Source organism: Streptomyces venezuelae (assembly GCF_008642295.1).
Classification (GTDB): Bacteria; Actinomycetota; Actinomycetes; order Streptomycetales; family Streptomycetaceae; genus Streptomyces; species Streptomyces venezuelae_C.
Map to the genome: position 1 here is coordinate 1,265,809 of NZ_CP029190.1, position 22,084 is coordinate 1,287,892.

The 22,084-nt window shown below is 72.7% G+C and carries 16 protein-coding genes; 6 read left to right on the forward strand and 10 right to left on the reverse strand.

Annotation, left to right across the window (positions count from 1 at the left end; genetic code table 11):
• Nucleotides 1-5 precede the first annotated feature (5 nt).
• The 4 genes from DEJ50_RS05650 to DEJ50_RS05665 all read right to left on the reverse strand — a co-directional run bounded on the left by DEJ50_RS05650 (nt 6) and on the right by DEJ50_RS05665 (nt 8,290).
• A complete protein-coding gene (locus DEJ50_RS05650) occupies nt 6-4,256 on the reverse strand; it encodes a ricin-type beta-trefoil lectin domain protein (protein ID WP_150206486.1) in 4,251 nt (1,416 codons plus the stop codon).
• Nucleotides 4,257-4,939: 683 nt separating this feature from the next.
• Nucleotides 4,940-5,926 carry an MBL fold metallo-hydrolase gene (locus tag DEJ50_RS05655; protein WP_150211933.1) on the reverse strand — a complete coding sequence of 329 codons (987 nt, stop codon included), beginning with the start codon at nt 5,924-5,926 and terminating at the stop codon, nt 4,940-4,942.
• Between the two features lie 308 nt (nt 5,927-6,234).
• Nucleotides 6,235-7,482: an aminotransferase class I/II-fold pyridoxal phosphate-dependent enzyme gene (locus DEJ50_RS05660; protein ID WP_150206488.1), complete on the reverse strand. Its 1,248-nt coding sequence runs from the start codon at nt 7,480-7,482 to the stop codon at nt 6,235-6,237.
• A 247-nt stretch (nt 7,483-7,729) separates the two neighbouring features.
• The gene (locus tag DEJ50_RS05665) at nt 7,730-8,290 is read right to left on the reverse strand and encodes a TIGR03086 family metal-binding protein (protein WP_223837616.1); all 561 of its coding nucleotides are present in this window, start codon (nt 8,288-8,290) and stop codon (nt 7,730-7,732) included.
• Nucleotides 8,291-8,544: 254 nt separating this feature from the next.
• On the opposite strand from DEJ50_RS05665, the gene DEJ50_RS05670 reads away from it, so the two are divergent.
• Nucleotides 8,545-9,363, forward strand: a complete 819-nt coding sequence (locus tag DEJ50_RS05670; protein ID WP_150206490.1) for a methyltransferase domain-containing protein — start codon at nt 8,545-8,547, stop codon at nt 9,361-9,363.
• 63 nt (nt 9,364-9,426) lie between these two features.
• On the opposite strand, the gene DEJ50_RS05675 is transcribed toward DEJ50_RS05670, so the two are convergent.
• The 5 genes from DEJ50_RS05675 to DEJ50_RS05695 form a co-directional block, all read right to left on the reverse strand.
• The gene (locus DEJ50_RS05675; protein ID WP_150206491.1) at nt 9,427-11,421 is read right to left on the reverse strand and encodes a DUF5107 domain-containing protein; all 1,995 of its coding nucleotides are present in this window, start codon (nt 11,419-11,421) and stop codon (nt 9,427-9,429) included.
• A gap of 92 nt (nt 11,422-11,513) precedes the next feature.
• Nucleotides 11,514-12,419 (reverse strand): arginase family protein, encoded by a 906-nt coding sequence (locus tag DEJ50_RS05680; RefSeq protein ID WP_150206493.1) that lies wholly within the window; start codon nt 12,417-12,419, stop codon nt 11,514-11,516.
• Nucleotides 12,420-12,426: 7 nt separating this feature from the next.
• Nucleotides 12,427-12,870 carry a RidA family protein gene (locus DEJ50_RS05685; protein WP_150206494.1) on the reverse strand — a complete coding sequence of 148 codons (444 nt, stop codon included), beginning with the start codon at nt 12,868-12,870 and terminating at the stop codon, nt 12,427-12,429.
• 223 nt (nt 12,871-13,093) lie between these two features.
• Nucleotides 13,094-14,674 carry an alpha/beta hydrolase gene (locus DEJ50_RS05690; RefSeq protein WP_150206495.1) on the reverse strand — a complete coding sequence of 527 codons (1,581 nt, stop codon included), beginning with the start codon at nt 14,672-14,674 and terminating at the stop codon, nt 13,094-13,096.
• Between the two features lie 138 nt (nt 14,675-14,812).
• Nucleotides 14,813-15,835 carry an Rv2578c family radical SAM protein gene (locus DEJ50_RS05695; RefSeq protein WP_150206496.1) on the reverse strand — a complete coding sequence of 341 codons (1,023 nt, stop codon included), beginning with the start codon at nt 15,833-15,835 and terminating at the stop codon, nt 14,813-14,815.
• 171 nt (nt 15,836-16,006) lie between these two features.
• Between DEJ50_RS05695 and DEJ50_RS05700 the strand changes: the two genes are divergently transcribed.
• The 5 genes from DEJ50_RS05700 to DEJ50_RS05720 all read left to right on the forward strand — a co-directional run bounded on the left by DEJ50_RS05700 (nt 16,007) and on the right by DEJ50_RS05720 (nt 21,370).
• The gene (locus DEJ50_RS05700; protein WP_150206497.1) at nt 16,007-16,450 is read left to right on the forward strand and encodes an SRPBCC family protein; all 444 of its coding nucleotides are present in this window, start codon (nt 16,007-16,009) and stop codon (nt 16,448-16,450) included.
• Nucleotides 16,451-16,621: 171 nt separating this feature from the next.
• Nucleotides 16,622-17,455, forward strand: a complete 834-nt coding sequence (locus tag DEJ50_RS05705) for a M55 family metallopeptidase (RefSeq protein WP_150206498.1) — start codon at nt 16,622-16,624, stop codon at nt 17,453-17,455.
• Nucleotides 17,448-18,812 carry a M20/M25/M40 family metallo-hydrolase gene (locus DEJ50_RS05710; RefSeq protein WP_411757577.1) on the forward strand — a complete coding sequence of 455 codons (1,365 nt, stop codon included), beginning with the start codon at nt 17,448-17,450 and terminating at the stop codon, nt 18,810-18,812. Before DEJ50_RS05705 ends, DEJ50_RS05710 begins: the two co-directional genes overlap by 8 nt.
• Nucleotides 18,812-20,812, forward strand: coding sequence for a prolyl oligopeptidase family serine peptidase (locus tag DEJ50_RS05715; RefSeq protein WP_150206500.1), 2,001 nt, complete (start codon nt 18,812-18,814; stop codon nt 20,810-20,812). Before DEJ50_RS05710 ends, DEJ50_RS05715 begins: the two co-directional genes overlap by 1 nt.
• A gap of 9 nt (nt 20,813-20,821) precedes the next feature.
• On the forward strand, nt 20,822-21,370 hold the full coding sequence (locus DEJ50_RS05720; RefSeq protein ID WP_150206501.1) for a GNAT family N-acetyltransferase: 549 nt from the start codon (nt 20,822-20,824) through the stop codon (nt 21,368-21,370).
• On the opposite strand, the gene DEJ50_RS05725 is transcribed toward DEJ50_RS05720, so the two are convergent.
• Nucleotides 21,342-21,908, reverse strand: coding sequence for a HEAT repeat domain-containing protein (locus DEJ50_RS05725; RefSeq protein ID WP_150206502.1), 567 nt, complete (start codon nt 21,906-21,908; stop codon nt 21,342-21,344). The genes DEJ50_RS05720 and DEJ50_RS05725 overlap by 29 nt on opposite strands.
• Nucleotides 21,909-22,084: the final 176 nt, after the last annotated feature.

Genomic DNA, 22,084 nt, shown 5'->3' on the forward strand with positions numbered 1-22,084 from the left:
AACCTCTATCCCCATATTTTGAAGCCACCCACTCCACCTGGATGAAGGGCGCCTTGCAGCTGTCCGCCATACCGATGCTGCGAGCGAGGAACAAGTTGCATCACTCCAGCATCAGTCGCATGGTGCCACGTCCAACCAAGACTCGCCGGTGTTGCACTCGTCATACCACCCCTGGGGCCCGGTGTGAGGAATTTCGTTATACCCGGGATCATACTCTCCATACTGGCGGCGAAGGTTGCATCTTGCTGCATTGCCGCATAGAGGCTGCGATTTGCATCCTGAAAATGGAGCGATCGAGGCTTTTTGGGATACGAGGTGGAAGGAAGCTCCATTTGGTAGCCGACAGTGTAGGCGCTACCAGATCCATAGGGCGGAGGACCAGAGCAGGAACAAGGTGAACCGTTCGCATCGACTCCACCACCACAGTTGTGGACAAGGACCGGCGTGACGCCTGCGAGCACATAGTACGTGTGGAGGTCGGCGACCGTGAGGTTGTAGGTGTCCAGGGTGGCTTGGTACGTCCGAACCGCAGCGATGGGAGCGGTAGCGCCCTCGTCAGTCCGGAGGGTCATGCCGGCCTTGAGATCGGCTGCGTCGAGCCAGGCGTGCTCGGATTCCGACCAGAACGGATGGTGGCCAGTGGTCGTCACCACCTTGACCCCGTCGGCCGTCTCCACACTCACGTCGACGTAGGTCTTGTCGTCCTGCGTGTAGATCTCGGCCGTCACGGCCTCAGCCGTGGTTTCCCCCGATTCGGGGTCAGTGGCGATTACTTCGTCACCAACGCGCAGTTCCTCGATCGGCTTGTGGGTGCCATCAGCCAGGAGGACTTCGGTTCCGGCTACGAAACTGTTACGTCCGCAGTCCCCCTTGCGAGCCCCGATCCACGGAGCTCTCGGCCCAGTAAATTGACCACCCTCGCCACCGCCTTCAGAGAAGGCAACCCCGCCTCCCAGCGAGATCATCTTTGCAACGTTGTACTTCAGATCCGCCGGGCAATTCGGGCCGACAGTGTCATAGCATGCACTCGCCACAGCATGATTGACGGTTTGCAGGTTAGTGATGTGAGACTTGTCGGAGAAGCAGGATTCGCTATACCCGCCAGTACACAGCCTGTCAATTTCATTGTAGAAATTCTTGGCGAATGCCACCCGATGCTTCTTGGGCCACTTCGTAGACACGGTGACAGTCGGAAATACGTAGACGCGGCCGTCTTTGTCATAGTCATCGCCAGTCATCTTCTCGACCGAGTTGACGATGTGTTGGTCGAACTTCTCGACGTACCCTCGGGCCGGCTTGTTCTTGCCGTCACCGCCCATGGCTGCATTGATGAGGCCTGTGGGGTCCCAATTGGTTATCGGGTTGCCGTTGGCGTAGGTGTAGCCGTTCATCTGGAGGGGGTCGGCTATGTCGATGAGGGGGTCGACCGAGATGAAGCGGCCCGTGGTGGGGTCGTATTCGCGGGCGCCGATGTGGGTCAGGCCCGTCGTGGTGTCGTCGATGCCGACGCCGAGGAAGGTGTGGTCGCTCGGCCAGCCGGTGGGCTGGGTGCCGCGGGGGTTGCCGTACGGGTCCGACTTGCGGTGGCTGACCGGCTGGCCGGGGCCCTGGTCGATGGAGGTGGTGGCGGTGTTGTGGTGGTCGGTCAGGAGGAGGGAGAGGGAGTGGGCGATGGTCTTGCCGAAGGTGTGGCGGACCGTTGTGGGGGCGCCCGGGCTCGCGTAGTAGCGGCGGGCGTCGATCGCCTTGCCCGAGGCGTCGACCGTGATCTCGGATTCGCCGAGGTAGAGGGTGCGGGTGGCGCCGGTGTCCTCGATCAGGCGGTTGCCCGAGGCGTCGTAGAGGTAGGTGGTGGTGTCGGTGAGGTTCCACTGCTGGGCGGCGCCGGCCGTGCACGGGGCGAGGGTGAGGTCGGTGCCGTCGGTGGGGTTCGCGCCCGGGACCTCCACGCAGGTGCCGGTGGCCGGGTGGTGGAGGGTCTTGTCGCCCGTGCGGTGGACGAACTTCTGGCTGCTGCCGCCGTTGCAGGCGGACAGGGTGACGGCACCGCCCGTGGAGGTGGCGCACTTGCCGAGGACCTGGAGGGTTTCGCCGGTCAGGCGCCACTGCTGCGCCTTGGTGTCGTTGCAGGTGTGGAGCTGGACCGGGGTGCCGTCGGCCGTGGCCCCGGACTGGACGTCCAGGCACTTGCCGGACAGGCCGATGACCGGGAAGGCGCCGATGCCGGGGCTGTCGGCGGAGGTCAGTTTGTTGCGGCGGTCCCAGGTCAGGTTCTGGGTGTCGCCGCCGATGGTGCGGCGCGTGGTGTTGCCGACGCTGTCGTAGCCGTAGGTGGAGACCGACTCGACTGTCGAGCCCGGCTTCCTGGTCGTCGTCTTCACCGTGGTGAGGGCGTGGGGCTGGGTACGGGTTGTCGCCTGGGTTCCGTTGTTGGTGACGGTGACGCCGTACTCGTAGTCGTACGTGTCGTCCAGGGCCTCGCTGGTGAGGTCCTTGTCGGTCAGCTTGGTGCGGTTGCCGATCTTGTCGAACTCGTACTCGTGCCAGAAGCCGTCGCCGTCCCGGCCGGCCGTGACGGTGGACGTGGAAGGAGCGGAGCAGTCCGTCCGGCCCGTCCAGGCCTTCCGCAGCTGGCCCATCGGGTCGTACGCATAGCACTGCCGGTCGGTGCGGTCGGGGGTGTCGCCGGGCCGGCGGTCGGTGACGGAGGTGATGTTGCCGACGTGGTCGTAGGCGTAGTTCAGCTCCGAGATGCGGTGCGGGGCCGTTTCGCGGTCGGTGTACGAGGTGGTGAGGCGGCCCGTGCTGGGGTCGTGGAAGTTCGTGGTCCACACCCGCTCGGGTGCGTTGCCCGAGGCGGTGCGCAGGACCTCGCCGAACGGGCTGTAGACGGTGTCGGCGGTGTACCAGGACAGGCCGGACAGGGTGAGCGGCGATCCCTCGCCGTCGTAGCGGGTGACCAGCCGCTCGGCGGCCAGGCCGCCCGGAGTGGCCGGGAGGGTGGTCGACTGCACCTTGCCCGTGCGCGTGTAGCCGGTGCTGTAGGCGTAGCTGCCGGCCAGGCCCTTGGTGGCCGGGGTGTCCGGGATGGTGATCTTGCTGCCGGTGGGCCGGTACTCGGTGTCGTAGCCGGTCACCTCGCTGGTGAACGCCTTGCCGTTGTCGTCGTACCGGGTGGACGCGACCGGGTGGCCCTTCGCGCCCGGGAGGGTGTCGAAGGTCCAGGCCGCCACGAGCTTGCCGTTCCAGGCGTCGTCGCGCAGCGCGACCTTGCGCCCGAGGACGTCGTACGTGTGGTGCTGGGCGCGGCCCGTCTCGTCCCGGGTCCAGGTGAGCTGGTCCAGCTCGTTGTAGGCGAACTCCGACCGGCCCATGTCCGGGTCGGTTGACGTCTTCTTCCGGCCCCGGGCGTCGTAGGTGTAGGTCCAGTCGTTGCCGGCCGCGTCCGTGACCTTGATCAGCTTGCCGCGCAGGTCGTAGGCGTAGCCGGTGTCGTTGGCGGTGGTGAGGTCGGTGGCCGTGTAGTGCTGGATCTTCGAGGTGCGGCCGAGTGCGTCCGTCCAGGTCTTCACGGCCCGGCTGCCCGGGACCGGGGCCAGACCGCTCGCCGACATGCCCGTCCGCGCGACCGTCCAGTCGCCGCCGTACTGGTTCGTGCTGGAGTACTTCGCGGTGTCCCGGTGGAAGGTGGTGACACGCACCGGCCGGCCGAGGCCGTCGTAGGCGGTCTGGGTGGAGTTGGGAACGGAGAAGTCGGACCGGTAGACGAAGATCTCGGCCCTGGGCTCGCCCTCCGCGTGGTAGCCGTTGTTCGTCCGCCTGGTGCTGCCGTCCTGGTTGTAGAAGAAGTCGCTGACGATCCGGCCGCCGCCGACGCCTTCCTTCTGGGTCTGGAGCGGGCGCAGCAGCCCGTCGTAGATCGCGATCGAGTCCTCGTACGTGCCGTTGTCGCGCAGCACGCTGGAGGTGACGGCCGGAGGCTTCTCCGCCTCGATCTGATAGCCGAACCTGTACGCGGGGTCGTCGGTGGCCGGCTTCTGGGACGGGGTCCAGACCTTGACCGAGCGGCCGAGGTGGTCGTACTCGGTGGTGACCGTGCGGCCGTTGGCGTCCGTGGTCTCGAGGGCGCTGCCACGGCCCGGGTCGGACTTCGTCGTGGTGGTGTGGCCGGCGGCGTTCGTGACGGTCGTGGTGAAGGCCGGGCCGGTGGCCGGGGTGAAGGAGGTGGAGGTCGCCGACTTGACGCGGTTGGGCATCGGGTCACTGGAGCTGTTGGGCAGGAAGTAGACCTTGGGAAGGTCGGTGCTGAGGCTGCCCTGCGCGTCCTTCTTGGTACCGAATCCGTCGCGCTGGATCGAGTCGAGCCACAGCGGGGGGTGGGTGTCGGTGCGCTGCGTCGGGAAGGAGTGGGTCAGGGTCCACTGATCGACCTGGGACAGTGCCGTGGAGCCCGGGGTGCGCTGTGCGAAGGTCTTGACCTGTTCCAGGCGCTGGCGCGACCAGAACGTGGGGGCACCGGTGTAGCAGTTCTTGTCCGTGAACTTGCAGTTGAGGGTGGACGGTGTGTCCCACCAGACCTGCTTGTCCTCGTAGTTCGTCGATTCGAACTTCTTGATGTCGCACCGGCCGTCGACCGGCTCGAGGCAGCGTTCACCGACGTTGAACTCGACCTTGGCGGCCGGTGCGCCGCTCAGGGCGTTCGCGCGCAGCCCGTAGAGGATCCGGGTCGGGTCTCTGGGCGGTCCGCAACGACGGCCGGCAGCGGCTCGTGGCCGGTGGCAGGACCAGTATCGGAAACGAGTCCGGTTACGACACCGCGGACGGCTGGAAGAGCTTCAGAGGCATCGGCTGACACTGCTTGGCAGGGGCAATTCAAGGCGCCCGGCGGGGGGACGAGTCCCCCGGCCGGGCGCCTTGCGTGGATGTGGAGCCTGGTCCCCTACAGAACCCCCGACCCACCGATCGCCAGGTCCCAGAGGTTTTCGCGGGGGAGGCCGGCCGCGGTCCAGGCCGCGTGGGTGCGGTGGAGGGGTTCCAGGACCGGTTCCGCCGAGAGGACGAACGTGGCCCAGTGCATCGGGGCCATCCGCTCCGCGCCCAGGTCGAGGCAGGCCTGCACCGCCTCCTCCGGGTCCGCGTGGACGTCCCTCAGCCACCACCGGGGCGCGTACGCGCCGATCGGGAGGAGGGCCAGGTCGATGCCCGGGTGGCGGCGGCCGATCTCGGCGAACCAGTGGCCGTAGCCGGTGTCCCCGGCGAAGTACACCTTCTTCTCCGTCGCGGTGTCCGTCAGGGCCCAACCGCCCCACAGGGTCCGGCAGGTGTCCAGCAGCGACCGCTTCGACCAGTGGTGGGCGGGTACGAAGTCGAAGCGGACGCCGCCCAGTTCGGCAGCCTCCCACCAGTCCAGCTCGGTGACCCGGGTGAACCTGCGCCGCCGGCACCAGCGGCCGAGGCCGGCCGGGACGAACAGCGGGGTGTCCCGGGGCAGCCGCTTGAGGGTGGGCGCGTCGAGGTGGTCGTAGTGGTTGTGGCTGATCACCACCGCGTCGATGGGCGGCAGTTCCTCCCAGCGGACCCCGACCGGAGTCATCCGCGCCGGAGTTCCGAGGATCCGCCGGGACCAGACGGGGTCGGTCAGCACGGTCAGTCCGCCGATCCGGATCACCCAACTGGCGTGCCCGGCCCAGGTGACCGACACCGTTCCGGGGGCCGCCACCGGCAACGGGGCGGGCTCGTACGGCAGATCGGGGATTCCGCGGAGCCCTTCCGGCCCGGGCCGGAAGGCGCCTTCGCGGGCGAGCCGGGCGAACTCCCGTACGCCGCCCGGCAGCGGGTTGGTCAGCCGGTCCGCGAAGGACCTCGGCCAGGCACGGACCTCCCCAAGCGGGCGCAACTCCCCCGGCGGCGCCCCCGGCGGTGCCATCGGCGGCACTCCCGGTGCCCGTACCGCATGCGCCGGGGCGGACGGGACAGCCGGGACCGGCAGTACCCCCGCCCCACGTCCCAGTACCGCCTGGCGGCGCAGCAGCCCCGCGGCAGGTCTGGTGGCGGCGGGCTGCGCCGACTGGGCGGCAGCCATGTCGCCGGGGTGTACCGCCGTACGGTGCGCAGTGTCGCACCGGTCCGTCTGATCCCTCATCAGCAAGGCTCCGTTCGCCGGGGACACAGGGTTTGTCGCGTCTGCTGGTCACGTCAACTCGTCGGCGGACCGCTCGTCAGGTCCGCCGTCACTCACCGGCCGGGTCCCCGCCCGTCGACCAGGACCTCCGCCAGCACCGCCGCCAGCGCCGACAGCTCCGCCCGTACGTGCGGCAGCCCGAGCGGGTCCCGGGCCCCGAGCGCGGCCAGGCGTTCCTCCTCCGTCGCGCCCAGCAGCGGCCCGGTCGACAACCGGAAGCGCAGGGCGCCCAGTTCGTCCGCGAACCGCTGCCCGCCGGGGGCGGGCGCGCCCAGCCGGCTGCCGAGCCAGTCCTCGAGCTCCATCGCGTCGCCCACGCCGCGCCGGGCCAGGCCCGCCCGCAGGGGGGTCAGGTCGACGTACAGGTGCCGGCCCGCCTGCGGGGGCCGGGCCAGCGCGCCCGCCGCCAGCAGTACCTCGTGCGCGGCGGTGGCGACCGCCCCGTACAGCTGCGCCGCGACCCGGCCGCGCGCGGCCACCGGCTCGGGCTCGTCCAGCGCGTACGCCGCGGCAGCCGCGACCGGACCCGCCACCACCGCCGCGGTGGCGGTGAGCACGTCGAGGGTGCGGGCCCTCAGCCAGGTACCGCGCGGGGTGCCGGGGAAACGGGCGATGCCCGCCGGCCAGCCGGCCGGCAGCAGTGCCCCGGCCAGGTCGGCCAGGACCGCGACCTGCCCGGGCAGCATTTCGGCCGGGCTGAGGACCAGCGTGTCGTGCGGCCGGTGCACGGTATCCCGCCAGGTCTCGTCGGCGACCACGAACAGCCCCTCCGACTCGGCCGCCTCGCAGGCCTCGCGCAGCAGCTCGGGCGGAACGACCGTCCCGGTCGGGTCGTCGACCGTACTGAGCAGCAGCAGCCGCGGATCCCCGCCCTCGGCCCGGACCCGCCGTACGGTCTCCAGCAGGGCCCACGGATCCGGCACGCCGCCGCACTCCGCGGGGGTCGGCACGTGATACGCCCGCCGCCCGAGCATCCGCACCTGCGGGGTCCACCAGGCCGGGCAGGGCCTGGGCAGCAGCACATCGCCACCGGAGGCGGCCAGCAGGGCGAGCAGGAGTGCGGGGGCGCCGGGGGCGGCGGCGACGTCCTCCGGGGTGGTGGGCAGGCCGCGCCGCTCCCAGTACCGGCAGGCGGCCTCCCGGACGGCCGGGCCGCCGCCGGGCGGCTCGGGCGCGGCCCGGCCGGCCGCACCGGCCAGGACGGCGCGCAGTTCGGGCAGCACGGGCAGGCCCGGTTCGGGGGCAGGGGCGGGCGGGCCGTAGCGGACCGGCCCGTGGCCCTCCGGTGCCGTGCGCTGCATCCCCTCCACCGCCTCTGTCTCCTCGTCCTCCGCAGAGCCCTGAACCCTGCCGCTTCCGCCTGCTCGCGCCCTGCCGCTTCCGCCTGTCCGCGGCCTGCCGCTTCCGCCTGCCGCGTCCGCCGGCGCTTGCGCCCGGCCCGCCCTGGGCCGTCTGCCACCCACCCCCCGCACTGCCTTTATACGGCCGTTTGGGCTGATACGCCCCTCAGAGTCGCTCAAGGCCCGTCCAGGCCCGGTCGAGGTGCCCTCAAGAGGCCCGGCCGAGCAGGGCGAGCAGCCGGGTCTGGGCATCCGCCCCGGCCGGGATCTCCAGGGGCGCGGCGAACATGCCGCTGGCCGCGAGCCCGTCCGCGTACGGCATGACCTCCTTGATCGAGAACTCGACCAGCCCGTCCGGCAGCCGGTCGTCGGCACCGATGGCCCGGGAGAGGTCCCAGGCGTGCACGACACAGTCGGCGGTCAGTTCCGAGCAGTACTCCGAGCCGAGCGCCGGACCGTACGACAGCCGGACCGTGCGGTCCAGCGCCCCGGGCTCGGCGAAGGCGGCGTGCGAGGCCGCGGCGGCCCGGTCCCAGGCGGCGGCCGGGTCGGCGCCGAGCAGATCCCCGTCGAGCGCATCGCCGACGTCCGCGACGGTGCGGCCCTCGGTGACCAGGGGCCGGATCCAGAGCTGTTCACCGGTGACGTGGTTGACCAGGTCCCGCACGGTCCACTCGGTACAGGGCGTCGGCGCACCCCACTGGTCCTCCCGGACGGCGTGCACCCGGTCGCCGAACAGGCGCAGGGCCTCGGCGTGCTGTTCCAGCAAAGCGTCCTGCTGAGTTCCACTTCCTCCCACGGCTCCCACCGTCCTCTCGCCCGGCTGAGTCCCCCTTGAGCCCACTGTCACCCACTGTCCTCGCCCCTCGACTGCCCTGCCAGCGACCACCCCAACCCATCGCGAACCTCCTTTGCCCATACGGGTGCTGTCCACATTTCAATACGCCTATCTCACATCCCGACATGATCCTCTACGGTGGTAACACCGCTTCGACGAGGACCCGACGCCCCAGGAGTGCCGCGATGAACCACGCCCGCGAAACCGCCGTCTACACCCACGGCCACCACGAGTCGGTGCTGCGCTCGCACCGCTGGCGGACCGCCCGGAACTCCGCCGCGTACCTGCTGGGCGAGCTGCGCCCGGGCCTGTCCGTCCTGGACGTGGGCTGCGGCCCCGGCACCATCACCGCGGACCTGGCGGAACTGGTGGCTCCGGGCGGCCGGGTGGTCGCGGTGGACGCGGCGGCGGACGTGGTCGCACAGGCCCGGACGTACGCGGCGGAACGCGGCCTGACCGGCATCGAATTCGGCACCGCGGACGTGCACGCCCTGGACTTCCCGGACGACAGTTTCGACGTGGTCCACGCGCACCAGGTGCTCCAGCACGTGGGCGATCCGGTGCAGGCCCTGCGCGAGATGCGCCGGGTCTGCCGTCCCGGCGGCATCGTCGCGGCCAGGGATGCGGACTATGCGGCGATGACCTGGTACCCGGCGGCTCCCGCCCTGGACGACTGGCTGGACCTGTACCGGCGGGTGGCCCGCGCGAACGGCGGCGAGCCGGACGCGGGCCGCCGGCTGCTGTCCTGGGCCCGGGCGGCCGGCTTCACCGAGGTCCGGTGCACGGCCACGGCGTGGTGCTACGCCACGCCGGAGGAGATCTCCTGGTGGACCGCGCTGTGGGCGGACCGTACGACGGCCTCCTCGTACGCCGGGATCGCGTCCGGGGGCGGCCATGCCACGCCGGAGCAGCTGGCGGCACTCGGCACGGCGTGGCGGACGTGGGGAACCGAGCCGGACGCCTGGTTCTCGGTCCTGAACGGCGAGATCCTCTGCCGCGCCTGACCGCCACCGCCACCACCACGCCTCCACGCCACCACACCGGCAGGTCGCTCCGGCATGGCCGCGCTATCGCGGGCGCATCCGGAAGTCGTAGCGGCTCGGGAGGGGGGCATCAGTCAGCGTGGACCAGATTTCGGAGAGGACCTCGTCGCCCTCGCGGAGGTCGGGGACCTCTATGCCGTCCTCGAACAGCCGCCGGGCGGCGGCCACATGGCCCTCCGCGACCAGCAGCCGCGCCGCCAGCAACCGGAAGCGGCCCTGCTCGCGCTGACCCGGCCGGAGCCGGTCCCAGATCTCCCGCGCCTCCCGGGTCCGGCCCGCCGCCAGCTGTGCGGCCATCGCCTCCTGCCCCAGGGCCGCTTCGGCGGCCGGCCATGCCCCGCCGTCCCGGCCGTCTCCGTCCCGGCACTCGGCCATCAGATCGGCGAAGGCCTCCGCGTAGCGCTCCGCGGCCCGGCCGGAGTCGCCCGCCAGTCCGTCGGCCACCGCCAGACAGCGCAGCAGCGGCCACCGGGCGGGGGCGAGGGCCAGGCCCCGTTCCCAGCTGCGGACCGCCTGGGCCACATCGCCCGCGTGCCATTGGGCGACACCCAGGTGGTACTCCGTCAGCGGGTCGGCGGGGGCGGTCTCCAGCATGTCCCGCCAGTGCGGGGCGACCAGGCTGGGGCCCGGCGGGGCGGGGCGCTCCGGGGCGGGCAGCGCGCCGCCGCGCCAGAGTTCCAGCCAGGGGCGTTCTACCTCGCCCACCTCCGACTCCTCGAAGGGGGTGCCGGGCAGCTTGAGGCCCCCGCACAGCACCTCCAGGGCGCCCCAGCCCGATCCGGTGGCGAGCCGCTGTTCCGGTTCCCGGTCGGCGTACGGGCGCCAGGCCGCGTAGGCCGCCTCCACCCGCTCCCGGGGCAGGGCCGCGCCCAGGGCCCGCTCGGCCTCGCCGCGGGCCGCGGGCCAGTCCGCGCCGTGCACCGCGGCGGGGTCGGCGGCCAGCGGCCCGTACGCCTCCAGCCAGCTGAACTCGGCCCCGGCTTCCAGGCGTACGTGCTCCAGCTGGGTGCGGGCCAGGCCCGCCTGGATCTCCGCATAGCCGGGGGTGCCCGGCTCGGTCAGCCATTCCTGCCAGCGCCGCCCGCCCCGGCCCGCGCCCCACACGAACAGCTTCCGGCCGCGCAGCAGCGCGGTGGAGGTCTGCACCAGTCCGCGCCCCTCGGTGTCCAGCGCGGCGATCCAGGGCCTGTCCGCGTCCTCGGCCGGCTCGTAGAACCAGTCGGCCGGGTACTCGCTGTGCAGCGGGTACGTCCGGTCCGCGCCCTCCCACTCCGGCACCGGCACCCGGCGGAGGCTGCGTTCGCAGCCGAAGTGCCAGGCCCGGTCGGCGGGGGCGAGCACCCGGGTGCCGGGGGTCTCGGGGACGGCGATGTTCGACCACCAGTAGACGGGCGCGGGCCGCTCGTGCGGGTTGCGTACGCGCACTCCGACGTACAGGAACGGGGAGGCGTCCGGCAGCCACAGATCCACCTGGAACGGCAGGTTCCGCAGGCGTTCCCACTCCCAGAGCCGGACCATCGTGCCGCCGTCGGGGGCGGGCACCAGTGCGGCGTGCAGGGGTGCGCAGGACAGGGTGGTGTGGCCGGTCGCGCCGATGTTCCATTCGACGCCGCCGGAGAACCAGGCTCCGTTGAGGGCGAAGGCGGCGGGCTGGAACACCGGGTTGCGGTAGAGGAGTTCCCGTTCCGGTTCCTCTCCGGTGGGCAGTTGGACCAGGGAGTGGAGCCGGCCGCCGAGGCCAGGCAGCACGGTGGCTCTGAGGTGCTCGTTTTCCAGCACCACGGCCTCGAAGCCGGTCTCCGCCCGCTCCCGCCGGTATCCGTCGTTGAGCCGCACGGGCAGCAGCGACCGCAGCGGCTCGTAGCCGATCTGCCGGACCATGTCGCGGGGCAGGCCGGCGCGGGCCCGTTCGTCGAGTACGTGCACCTCGTCGAGGACGCGGAGCGGCGGCAGCGGATTCTCGGGGCCGAGCGGGGCGGCGGGGAGCGTGACGACGGCGCGACGGACGGTGGTGGCCATGGGGGAATGGAACACTCCGCGAGGACCGGAGAACAAGGGCCCTGCGAAGGCCCGCCCCGGCCGGGGCCCGGGCCCCGGCCGGGGCCAACGGGTCAGGGTGCGGGGAAGGCTCCGGCCACCAGGTCCGCCAGCAGGGCTCCCGCACTCCCGTCCGGGTCGAGGTCGGGGTCGTAGATGGTGACGTTGAGCCCCACGCAGCGCGGCGATGCCACCAACGCGTGCAGCAGTTCGGCCAGTTCGGCGGGGAGCAGGCCGCCCGGGTCCGGGCTGTCCACGGCCGGCATCACGCTCGGGTCGAGCACGTCGGCGTCCAGGTGCACCCAGAACCCCTCGGTCACCGGGGGGTGCAGCCCGTCCAGCGCGGCCTTCGCGACGGTCGCGGGGCCGCGCTCGCGGATCTCCCCGACGGTGGCGGTCCGGATGCCGAGGGCGCGCAGCTCGGCGAGGTCCGGGTCCCCGTCGCGTACGCCGAAGATCCGTACGTCCTCGTCGCGGAGGTACGGCGAGAGCCCCTCGATGTCGGCGAGGTCCCGCTGCCCGCGCCCGGTGGCGATGGCCAGCTCCTCTCCGCCGGCGGCCCCGACCGGGCCGTTGACGGCGGTGTTGCCGGCGTGCCGGAAGTCGGCGGAGCCGTCGATGGCCGCGAGACCGTACCGGCCGAGCCGGCGCATGGCCAGGGAGGCGCCGAGCTGGATGGAGCAGTCCCCGCCGAGCACCACGGGGAACTCACCGGTGCGCAGGTGGCGCTCGATGCGGTCGGCGAGCGTGACGGTGTACGAGGCGAGGAGGTCGGCGTGGAACACCCCGTCTCCGGGCTGCCAGCTGCCGCGGTCGTAGCGGGGCGGCACCACGACCCCGCCCTCCCGGGCGCCGAGGCGTGCCGCCAGCCCTTGTTCGCGCAGGGCCCCGGCCAGCTTGTAGACGCCGGGCACGGTTCCCGGGGCGGGCGGCTTCAGGCCCAGGTTGGAGGGTGCGTCGACGAGTACGAGCGTTCTCATGCACCCACTATGCCGGACCGCCCGGACCGCTGCCCGGCCCCGCCGGGTCGGTGGGAACCACCGCGAACGCCTCGATCTCCACGAGGAGTTCGGGACGGAACAGGGCCGAGACCTGGACCGCCGAGGATGCGGGGAGCCGGTCGCCGGGGATGACTGCGTCACGGGCGGCCCGGACGGCCGGAAGGTCGGCCACATCGGTGACGAAATACGTCAGCTTCACCACGTCCTCGAAGGTTGCGCCGGCCGATGCCAGGCACCTGCGGAGGTTTTCGAACACCTGCCGGGCCTGCGCGGCGGCGTCGCCGGGGCCGACGACGGCGCCGCGCTCGTCCAGGGCGCACTGCCCGGACACCGCGATGAACCGGCCGGTGCCCCAGGTGACATGGCTGTAGCCGGTGCCGGGGCTGACGCCCTCGGGGGCCGGGATCCGGGTGATGTGATCACTGCTCATACGCCCCGATCCTGCCAGGGCCGGCCGGGGGCCGGCCCAAGCGGGTCGGTCCGGCTCGGCCGGGCGGGCGCCCGGCCGAGCCGGACCGGCCGGGTGCCGGTCCCGACGGGCCCGCTCCGGGCACAGCCCGCCGACCGCTTCTAGACGGATGGGCCGGGCCGGCGGGCCGAGGGAACCGCCCGGCCCGGCCAAGGCCGGGCCGGCGGCCGGGCCCGGGTGGGGTTCAGCCGCGGAAGCCCAGGAGGCCGTGGAGGGCTGCGCCGCCCGCGGACTGCGGGAGGGCGCGGGTGGTCGGGGTGGGTTCCGGGGCCGGCTGGGACGGGCAGGTCGCGTCCGCGGCCCGGCCCGAGCCGAGGTAGGCCGCGACCTTCTCGTCCAGACACTTGTTCCCGCTCAGCGCGACCCCGTGGTTGCCGCCGCCCTGCTCCACCAGCAGGGCCGAACCCGCCAGCTTCTGCCGCATGCTCACCGCGCCCGCGTACGGAGTGGCCGCGTCCTCGCTCGCCTGCACCAGCAGGGCCGGCGGGAGTTCGGTGTTCGTGATGTCCGGGGCCTGGAGCTGCTCGGTCGGCCAGAACGCGCACGGCGCGTTGTACCAGGCGTTGTTCCAGGTCATGAACGGCGCCTTGGCATGGGTGGCCCACATGTCGCGCCGCCACACGTTCCAGTCCCTCGGCCAGGCCGAGTCCCGGCACTGCACCGCGCTGTAGACGCTGTAGCTGTTGCCGGCCGCCGGGTCGACCGCGCCGAACCGCTCGTACGCGGCGACCAGCGGCTTCGGGTCCTTGCGTACCGCGAACGCGGCGAACGCCTCGGCCAGGTTGGGCCAGTAGCCGTTGTAGTAGCCGCCCGGCAGGTAGGTGTCCTCCAGTTCGGCCGGGCCGACCTTGCCGCCGGCCGGGGCGGCGCGCAGCGCGTCCCGCATCGCGTACCAGCGTTCCTCGACGCGGGCCGGGTCACTGCCCAGCCGGTACTTCGCGTCGTACCGCGCCACCCACGCCAGGAAGGCCTTGTGGCGGGCGTCGAAGGCGATGTCCTGTGCCAGGTTGTCCTGGTACCAGACGCCCGACGGGTCGACGACGGAGTCGAGGACGAGCCGGTGCACCCGCTTGGGGTGCAGCTTGGCGTACACCGCGCCCAGGTAGGTGCCGTACGAGTAGCCGAAGTAGCTGATCCGGGGGGCGCCCAGGGCCTGGCGGAGGAGTTCGATGTCGTGGGCTGCGGCGACGGTGCCGATGTGCGGGAGGACATCGCCGTGCCGGTCGGCGCAGGACTTGGCGAAGGCGCGCACCCGGTCGAGGTTGGCCGCTTCGTCGGCCGCCTGGTACGGCACCGAGTCCGGGCGTACGGGTGTGAAGTGGCCGGGCCCGCAGTCGAGGGCGGGCTCGCTGCGGCCGACGCCGCGCGGGTCGAACCCGATGACGTCGTACTGGGCGGCCACGCTCTTGGGCAGCGCGGAGGCGATGTACCCGGCCAGGGCGCGGCCACTGCCGCCGGGACCGCCGGGGTTGACCAGCAGCGGGCCCTGGGACTTCGCGGCGGTGTGCGGGACCCGGGTGAGGGCCAGCGAGATCTTCCGGCCGCCCGGCTGCGCGTGGTCGAGGGGGACGCCGAGGGTGGCGCACTGGAGGGTCGGGTAGCGGGTGGTCGCGCAGTTCGTCCACTTCAGGCCCGCTGCCGCGGTGGGCGCCGCGGGGGCGGCGGCGGTGACCGGGCTCGTCAGGGCGGTGGCGGCGGTGGCGATCGACAGCAGGACGGCGGCCCGCTTCTTGAAGGGGATCGTGCGGGAACGAGGGGGGATCATGAGGTGGCCTCCCGGCAGAGGGTTCTGGGCGGAATCGTCCCGGAACCCGCACCCGGAAGACGGGATTGGCCTGCTCATTGGCCCGATCTGATGACGCTTCCGATGACTATTCCGATCATTGGCCGGGCGCCGGCGGGGTCACAGCAGGGTCAGCTGGGTGGGCCCGGCCGGCAGCGGCGCGGCGGGGCGTTCCGGCAGCACGGTCTTCCGCGCCGCCCCGCGCCCGCCCGGCCCGATGCCGAATTCGGCGGCCAGTTCGTGGACTTGCCGGGTGATCCGGCGCTGGTACCAGGTCGGCGCGTAGGCCCCACCCGCGTACATCCGTTCGTAGCGTTCGACCAGCCCGGGGTGGTGGGCGGCCAGCCAGGCCGTGAACCACTCGCGGGCGCCCGGCCGCAGATGGAGTACGAGGGGTGTCACGGAGGTGGCTCCGGATTCGGCGATGGCCCGCACGGCGGCCCGCAGCTGCTCCGGTGCATCGCCGAGGAAGGGGACCACCGGGGCCATCAGCACCCCGCATTCGATGCCGTGCTCGGTCAGGGTCCGTATGGCGTCCAGCCGGCGGGCGGGTGACGGGGTGCCGGGTTCCACGGTCCGCCACAGGGCGGTGTCGGTGAAGCCGACGGAGACGGAGATGCCGACTTCGGTGACCTCGGAGGCCTGCCGCAGCAACTCCAGATCGCGCAGGATCAGCGTCCCCTTGGTGAGGATGGAGAAGGGGTTGGCGTGGTCGCGGAGCGCCTCGATGATCCCGGGCATCAGGCGGTAGCGGCCTTCGGCGCGCTGGTAGCAGTCGACGTTGGTGCCCATGGCGATGTGTGCGCCGGTCCAGCGGCGGGAGCCGAGCTCGCGGCGGAGCAGGTCGGGGGCGTTGGTCTTGACCACGATCTGGGAGTCGAAGCCGAGGCCGGTGTCGAGGTCGAGGTAGCTGTGGGTGTTGCGGGCGAAGCAGTAGACGCAGGCGTGGGTGCAGCCGCGGTACGGGTTGACGGTCCATTCGAACGGCATCCGGGAGGCGCCGGGGACCCGGTTGAGGAGGGACCGGGCGCGGACCTCGTGGAAGGTGATCCCGCGGAATTCGGGGGTGTCGAAGGTACGGGTGACCACGGCGTCCGTGCCGAACAGGGCGGCGGGTCCGGCGGTCGGGTTGTCCCAGCGCATGGCGTCTCCTCGGTTGCTCCGAACCGAGAATAGAACAAATGTTCCCATGATCGTGCGGGACGCGCCGCGGGGCCCGGCCCGCACCGCCCGCACGGCCCGGATTTGGGCGGTCGCCCCGGAGGTGATTGGCTTGCCGCCGCAAGAGCGTTCACGACTGCTGGAGGAACAGGTATGGCGCAGGTCGAGGCCACCACGGAGCGGATCATCGCGGCCGACGCGGAGACGGTGTTCGACGCGCTGGCGGACTACACCGGCACCCGCGGCAAGCTGCTCCCCGAGCACTTCAGCGAGTACGAGGTGCGCGAGGGCGGCGACGGCGAGGGCACCCTCGTGCACTGGAAGCTGCAGGCCACCAGCAAGCGCGTACGGGACTGCCTGCTGGAGGTCACCGAGCCCTCCGACGGCCGGCTGGTCGAGAAGGACCGCAATTCCTCCATGGTCACCACCTGGACCGTCACCCCGGCCGGCGAGGGCACCTCCCGGGCCGTCGTGACCAGCGTCTGGAACGGGGCGGGCGGGATCGGCGGCTTCTTCGAGCGCACCTTCGCCCCCAAGGGCCTGGGCCGCATCTACGACAGCGTGCTCGCCAACCTGGCCGCCGAAGTCGAGTCCTGAGCCCCGCGGTTCACCGCCGGAGCCGGTCTCACCGGTTCGAGTGATTTCGCGGCCCGGCCCTGCCGGGCCGCGCGCCACGCCGAAGAGCCCCTGGGCCCCCGCCCGCCCCCTGGATAGGCTGGGGCATCCGTGCTGTCGACCGGCGGCGCACACCCGCACCCGGGGGGCCTGATGAAGATCCTCGTCTCCGCCGACATGGAGGGCGCCACCGGCGTCACCTGGCCCGCCGACGTGCTGCCGGGGACTCCGCAGTGGGAGCGCTGCCGCTCCCTGTTCACCTCCGACGTCAATGCCGCCGCCCAGGGCTTCTTCGACGGCGGTGCCGACCGGGTGCTGGTCAACGAGGCGCACTGGAGCATGCGCAATCTGCTGCTGGAGCAGCTCGACGAGCGGGTCGAGATGCTCACCGGCCGGCACAAGTCCCTCACCATGGTCGAGGGGGTCCAGCACGGCGACGTCGACGGGATCGCCTTCGTCGGCTACCACACGGGCGCCGGCACCGAGGGCGTCCTCGCCCACACCTACCTCGCCAACTCCATCACCGGGGTCTGGGTCAACGGGGTCCGGGCCAGCGAGGGACTGCTCAACTCCCATGTGGTCGCCGAGTACGGAGTCCCCGTGGTCCTGGTCACCGGCGACGACCTGACCTGCGTGGACGCCGTCGGCTACGCGCCCCGCGCCCGTACCGTCGCGGTGAAGGACCATGTCTCGCGGTATGCGGCGGTCTGCCGCACCCCGGCCCGGACGGCCGCCGACATCCGGGCCGCCGCCAAGGAGGCCACCGCCCTGGCGGTGCGGCACGATCCCGTCTCCGGCGGCCCGTTCACCGTGGAGCTGGAGTTCGACGCCGAGCACCTGTCGCTGTCGGCGACCGTGGTGCCGGGCGTGGAGCGGACCGGTGAGCGCAAGGTCGCGTACACCAGCCCGACGATGTTCGAGGGAATCCGGACCTTCAAGGCGGTCACCACGATCGTCTCGGCCGCCGTGGAGGAGCAGTATGGCTGACATGAGCACCCAGCAAGCCGCCCAGCAGACCGTGACGCACGTGGACGCGACCGCCCTGGCGGAGGTGGTCGAGTTCACCTCCGGGCTGATCCGCATCGACACCTCCAACCGGGGCGGCGGCGACTGCCGGGAGCGGCCCGCCGCCGAATACGCCGCCGAGCGGCTGGCCGCCGCCGGGCTGGAGCCCGTCCTGCTGGAGCGGACCCCGGGCCGCACCAACGTGGTCGCCCGGATCGAGGGCACCGACCCGTCCGCGGACGCCCTGCTGGTCCACGGCCATCTGGACGTGGTCCCGGCCGAGGCCGCCGACTGGAGCACCGACCCGTTCTCCGGCGAGGTCCGCGACGGGGTGGTCTGGGGCCGCGGCGCCGTCGACATGAAGAACATGGACGCGATGGTGCTGGCCGTCGTACGAGCCTGGGCCCGGGCCGGGGTCCGGCCGCGCCGGGACATCGTGATCGCCTTCACCGCCGACGAGGAGGACAGCGCCGTCGACGGCTCCGGCTTCCTCGCCGACCACCACCCGCACCTGTTCGAGGGCTGTACGGAGGGCATCAGCGAGTCCGGCGCGTTCACCGTGCACACCGAGCCCGGCGGCCGGGCCCTCTACCCGATCGCGGCCGGCGAGCGCGGCACGGCCTGGCTGAAGCTCACCGCCCGTGGCACGGCCGGCCACGGCTCCAAGCCCAACCGCGCCAACGCGGTCAGCCGGCTCGCGGCGGCCGTGGCCCGGATCGGGGAGTACGAGTGGCCGGTCCGGCTGACCGACACCGTCACCGCCTGCATCACCGAACTCGCGGCACTGGACGGCCTGTCGGTGAACCCGCGCGGACCGGGTTTCGACCTGGACGCCATCCTCGCCAAGATCGGCCCGGCCGCCGCGCTGGTCGAGGCGACGGTCCGCAACAGCGCCAATCCGACCATGATGAGCGCCGGCTACAAGCTGAACGTGATCCCCGGCAGTGCCACCGCCTATGTGGACGGCCGGATGGTGCCGGGCGGCGAGCACGAGTTCATCGACACGCTGAACGCGCTCACCGGCCCGGACGTGGAGTGGGAGTTCCACCACCGCGAGGTGGCCCTCGAAGCCCCGGTCGACGGGCGGACGTACGCGGTCCTGCGCGAGTCCGTCGAGCACTTCGACCCGGACGGGCACGTGGTGCCGTTCTGTATGGCGGGCGGTACCGACGCCAAGCAGTTCTCCCGGCTCGGCATCACCGGCTACGGCTACTCGCCGCTGAAGCTGCCGCCCGGCTTCGACTACTGGTCGCTGTTCCACGGGGTCGACGAGCGGGTCCCGGTCGAGGCCCTGCACTTCGGGGTCCGGGTCCTGGACCGCGCGCTGCGGGCCCTGTGATGCACTCCGACGGGCCCGACGGGCCGTACGGCAGCTGGCCCTCGCCCATCGACGCGGCACTGGCCGCCGCGCTCGACGGGCGCCCCGAGTACGTCGGCACGCTCGGCGGCGAAGTGTGGTGGACCGAGCCCCGGCCCGCCGAGGGCGGCCGGCGGGCCCTGGTCCGGCTGCGGGCCGAGGGCGGCCCCGAGGAATCGGTCCTGCCGGCGCCGTGGAACGTCCGCAGCCGGGTGGTGGAGTACGGCGGCCGGCCCTGGACGGGGGTGCCGCGCGAGGGGCGGGGCCCGCTGGTGGTGTTCGTGCACTTCACCGATCAGCGGCTGTACGCGTACGAGCCGGACGTGCCGGGGGCGGAGCCGTGGCCGCTCACCCCGCTGTCCTCGGTCGGCGGCGGGCTGCGCTGGGCGGACCCGGTGGTGCGCGGGGCCGAGGTGTGGTGCGTACTGGAGGAGTTCACCGGGCCGGCCCCGACCGATGTGCGCCGGGTGGCCGCCGCCGTACCGCTGGACGGGTCGGCGGCCGGGGACCGGTCCGCGGTCCGGGAGCTGACGGACGACCGGCACCGGTTCACCACCGGTCCGCGCATCTCCCCGGACGGACGGCAGGCGGCCTGGCTGGTGTGGGACCACCCGCGGATGCCGTGGGACGGGACCGAGCTGAAGCTCGCCGAGGTGACGGAGGCGGGCGGGCTCGAGCAGGTCCGGACCGTCCTCGGCGGCCCGGAGGAGGCCGTCGCCCAGGTCGAATGGGCCGCGGACGGCAGCCTGCTGGCGGTCAGCGACCGCAGCGGCTGGTGGAATCCGTACCGGATCGACCCCGGCACCGGGGACGCGGTGAACCTGTGCCCGCGCGAGGAGGAGTTCGGCGGGCCGCTGTGGAAGACCGGTCTGGGCTGGCTGGCGCCGCTGCCGGCCGGGCCGGTGGCCGTGCTGCACGGCCAGGGCTCCTCGGTGCTGGGGATACTGGACCCGGAGACCGGGGACCTGGTGGACGTGGCCGGGCCGTGGACCGCCTGGCAGCCCACCCTGGCCGTGTCCGGCTCGCGGGTGTACGGGGTCGCGGCGAGTCCGCGCAGCGGGTACGAGGTCGTGGAGCTGGACACGGCCACCGGCCGGGCCCGGGTGGCCGGCGGGCGGCGCGCGCACCCGGTCGACCCCTCCTACTACCCGGAACCGCAGAGCCGGACCTTCCTCGGCCCGGACGACCGGGAGATCCACGCCCACGTCTACCCGCCGCACCATCCGGCCCGCCGGGCCCCGGCCGATGAGCTGCCCCCGTTCGTGGTGTGGGCGCACGGCGGACCCACCGACCACGTACCGCCCGTGCTGGACCTGCACATCGCGTACTTCACCTCGCGCGGGATCGGTGTGGTCGAGGTCAACTACGGCGGCTCCTCCGGCTACGGCCGGGCCTACCGGGAGCGGCTGCGCGAGCAGTGGGGCGTGGTGGACGTGGAGGACTGCGCGGCGGTCGCGCGGGCGCTGGCGGCCGAGGGCACCGCGGACCCGGAGCGGCTGGCCATCCGGGGCGGCAGCGCGGGCGGCTGGACGACGGCGGCCTCGCTGGCCGCCACCGAGCTGTACGCGTGCGGCACGATCATCTACCCGGTGCTGGACCTCATGGGCTTCGCCGAGGAGACCCACGACCTGGAGTCCCGCTACATCGACTCCCTCGCGGGCCCGCCGGACACCCTGGCGGTCCGCTGCCGGGAACGCTCCCCGCTGGCCCGCGCCGACCGGATCACGGCCCCGTTCGTGCTGCTCCAGGGGCTGGACGACGTGGTGTGCCCGCCGGCCCAGGCGGAGCGCTTCCTGGCGGCCCTGCGGGACCGCTCGGTTCCGCACGCGTACCTCGCCTTCGAGGGCGAGGGCCACGGTTTCCGCCGGGCGGAGAGCATGGTCCGCGCGCTGGAGACGGAACTCGCGCTGTACGTGCGGACGTTCGGCCTCACCCGCACGGACGTCCCGCCCCTCGACCTGGCCGGGCCGGAGCTGGCCTAGCCTGGCCGGATGGCTGATCTTCCCTCGTACCTGACCACCGGCCCGCGCGTGGGGCTGCGGCCCTTCCGGCTCGCCGACGGGCCCGAGTTCACCGCACGGGTGCGGGAGAGCCGCGAGCTGCACCGGCCGTGGCTGTCCCCGCCGGACACCGAGGCGGAGTACGAGCCGTATGCGCGGCGGCTGATCGAGGAGGAGGCGCGGGCCGGGTTCCTGGTGTGCGACCGGGAGGACGGCGGCATCGCCGGGTTCATCAACATCAACAACATCGTGTGGGGCGCCTTCCGGTGCGGGGCGCTGGGCTACGGCGCGTTCGCGCACGCCGCCGGCCGCGGCCTGTTCGGGGAGGCGCTGGGGCTGCTCGTCGGCTATGCCTTCGAGGAGCTGGACCTGCACCGCCTGGAGGCCAATGTCCAGCCCGGGAACACCGCCTCGATCGCACTGGTCCGCGGTCGCGGCTTCCGCCTGGAGGGCTTCTCCCCCGACTTCCTGTTCATCGACGGCGCCTGGCGGGATCACGAACGCTGGGCGATCACCCGGGAGATGGTGACAGCGCCCTGAGCGCCTCGGTGGCCGCGACCGCCAGGCGGGGGTGGCCCTGGGCCCGCACCAGGACCTCGCGGGCGCGCGGGTCGGCGAGGGCTCCGAGGCCTTCGACGCAGGCCAGGGCGATCCGCCAGTACGGGTCGTGGGGGGACAGCAGCCGGCCCAGGGTGGCGGTGAGGGCCGGCACCGATTCGGGGGCGCGCAGGAGGGTGAGGAGCCGGACCGGCTGGAGGGCGTAGGCGGTGCGCAGCGGGTTGGTGGCGAGGGCGGCGGCGGCGCGGGCGGTGCGCGGGTCGCCGAGGACGGCGAGGGCTTCGGCGGCGGTCGCGCAGCGGGGCGGGTCCCGGTGGTTGAGGAGCAGGACCAGCGCTTCGAAGGCGCGCCGGTCGCCGGCCAGGCCGAGGCGGTGGGCGGCGAGTTCCCGCGCCCACAGGGGCAGGCCGCCGGCGGTGAGCGCCTCGGCCAGCTCGTCGGGCGGGGCCGCGGCGAGCCGGCCGTACTCCGCCGCCCCGGCGGCCCCGGCCTCGGCGCGAAGCCGTTCCAGCGCAGTCATCCGCCCACGATAGGGGGTTGGGGCGGGGCGGGTGTGCCGCTCCGGGAACCGCGGCCGGTGTCCGCCCCTACTCCACCCGCTCTCCGGCCGGTTGTGCACATCACACCTCCGTGGCTCTGGCCAAGCGGTTACCGGAGGGTTAATCTCGCCTCAGCAGGAGCGGCCTGGTGACGCAG

Bases quoted from the DNA above. Each gene is read 5' to 3' on its own strand.
- DEJ50_RS05650 (WP_150206486.1), bottom strand. From the start codon at position 4,256: ATGCCCAACCGCGTCAAGTCGGCGACCTCCACCTCCTTCACCCCGGCC.
- DEJ50_RS05655 (WP_150211933.1), bottom strand. From the start codon at position 5,926: ATGGCACCGCCGGGGGCGCCGCCGGGGGAGTTGCGCCCGCTTGGGGAG.
- DEJ50_RS05660 (WP_150206488.1), bottom strand. From the start codon at position 7,482: ATGCAGCGCACGGCACCGGAGGGCCACGGGCCGGTCCGCTACGGCCCG.
- DEJ50_RS05670 (WP_150206490.1), top strand. From the start codon at position 8,545: ATGAACCACGCCCGCGAAACCGCCGTCTACACCCACGGCCACCACGAG.
- DEJ50_RS05675 (WP_150206491.1), bottom strand. From the start codon at position 11,421: ATGGCCACCACCGTCCGTCGCGCCGTCGTCACGCTCCCCGCCGCCCCG.
- DEJ50_RS05680 (WP_150206493.1), bottom strand. From the start codon at position 12,419: ATGAGAACGCTCGTACTCGTCGACGCACCCTCCAACCTGGGCCTGAAG.
- DEJ50_RS05685 (WP_150206494.1), bottom strand. From the start codon at position 12,870: ATGAGCAGTGATCACATCACCCGGATCCCGGCCCCCGAGGGCGTCAGC.
- DEJ50_RS05690 (WP_150206495.1), bottom strand. From the start codon at position 14,674: ATGATCCCCCCTCGTTCCCGCACGATCCCCTTCAAGAAGCGGGCCGCC.
- DEJ50_RS05695 (WP_150206496.1), bottom strand. From the start codon at position 15,835: ATGCGCTGGGACAACCCGACCGCCGGACCCGCCGCCCTGTTCGGCACG.
- DEJ50_RS05700 (WP_150206497.1), top strand. From the start codon at position 16,007: ATGGCGCAGGTCGAGGCCACCACGGAGCGGATCATCGCGGCCGACGCG.
- DEJ50_RS05705 (WP_150206498.1), top strand. From the start codon at position 16,622: ATGAAGATCCTCGTCTCCGCCGACATGGAGGGCGCCACCGGCGTCACC.
- DEJ50_RS05710 (WP_411757577.1), top strand. From the start codon at position 17,448: ATGGCTGACATGAGCACCCAGCAAGCCGCCCAGCAGACCGTGACGCAC.
- DEJ50_RS05715 (WP_150206500.1), top strand. From the start codon at position 18,812: ATGCACTCCGACGGGCCCGACGGGCCGTACGGCAGCTGGCCCTCGCCC.
- DEJ50_RS05720 (WP_150206501.1), top strand. From the start codon at position 20,822: ATGGCTGATCTTCCCTCGTACCTGACCACCGGCCCGCGCGTGGGGCTG.
- DEJ50_RS05725 (WP_150206502.1), bottom strand. From the start codon at position 21,908: ATGACTGCGCTGGAACGGCTTCGCGCCGAGGCCGGGGCCGCCGGGGCG.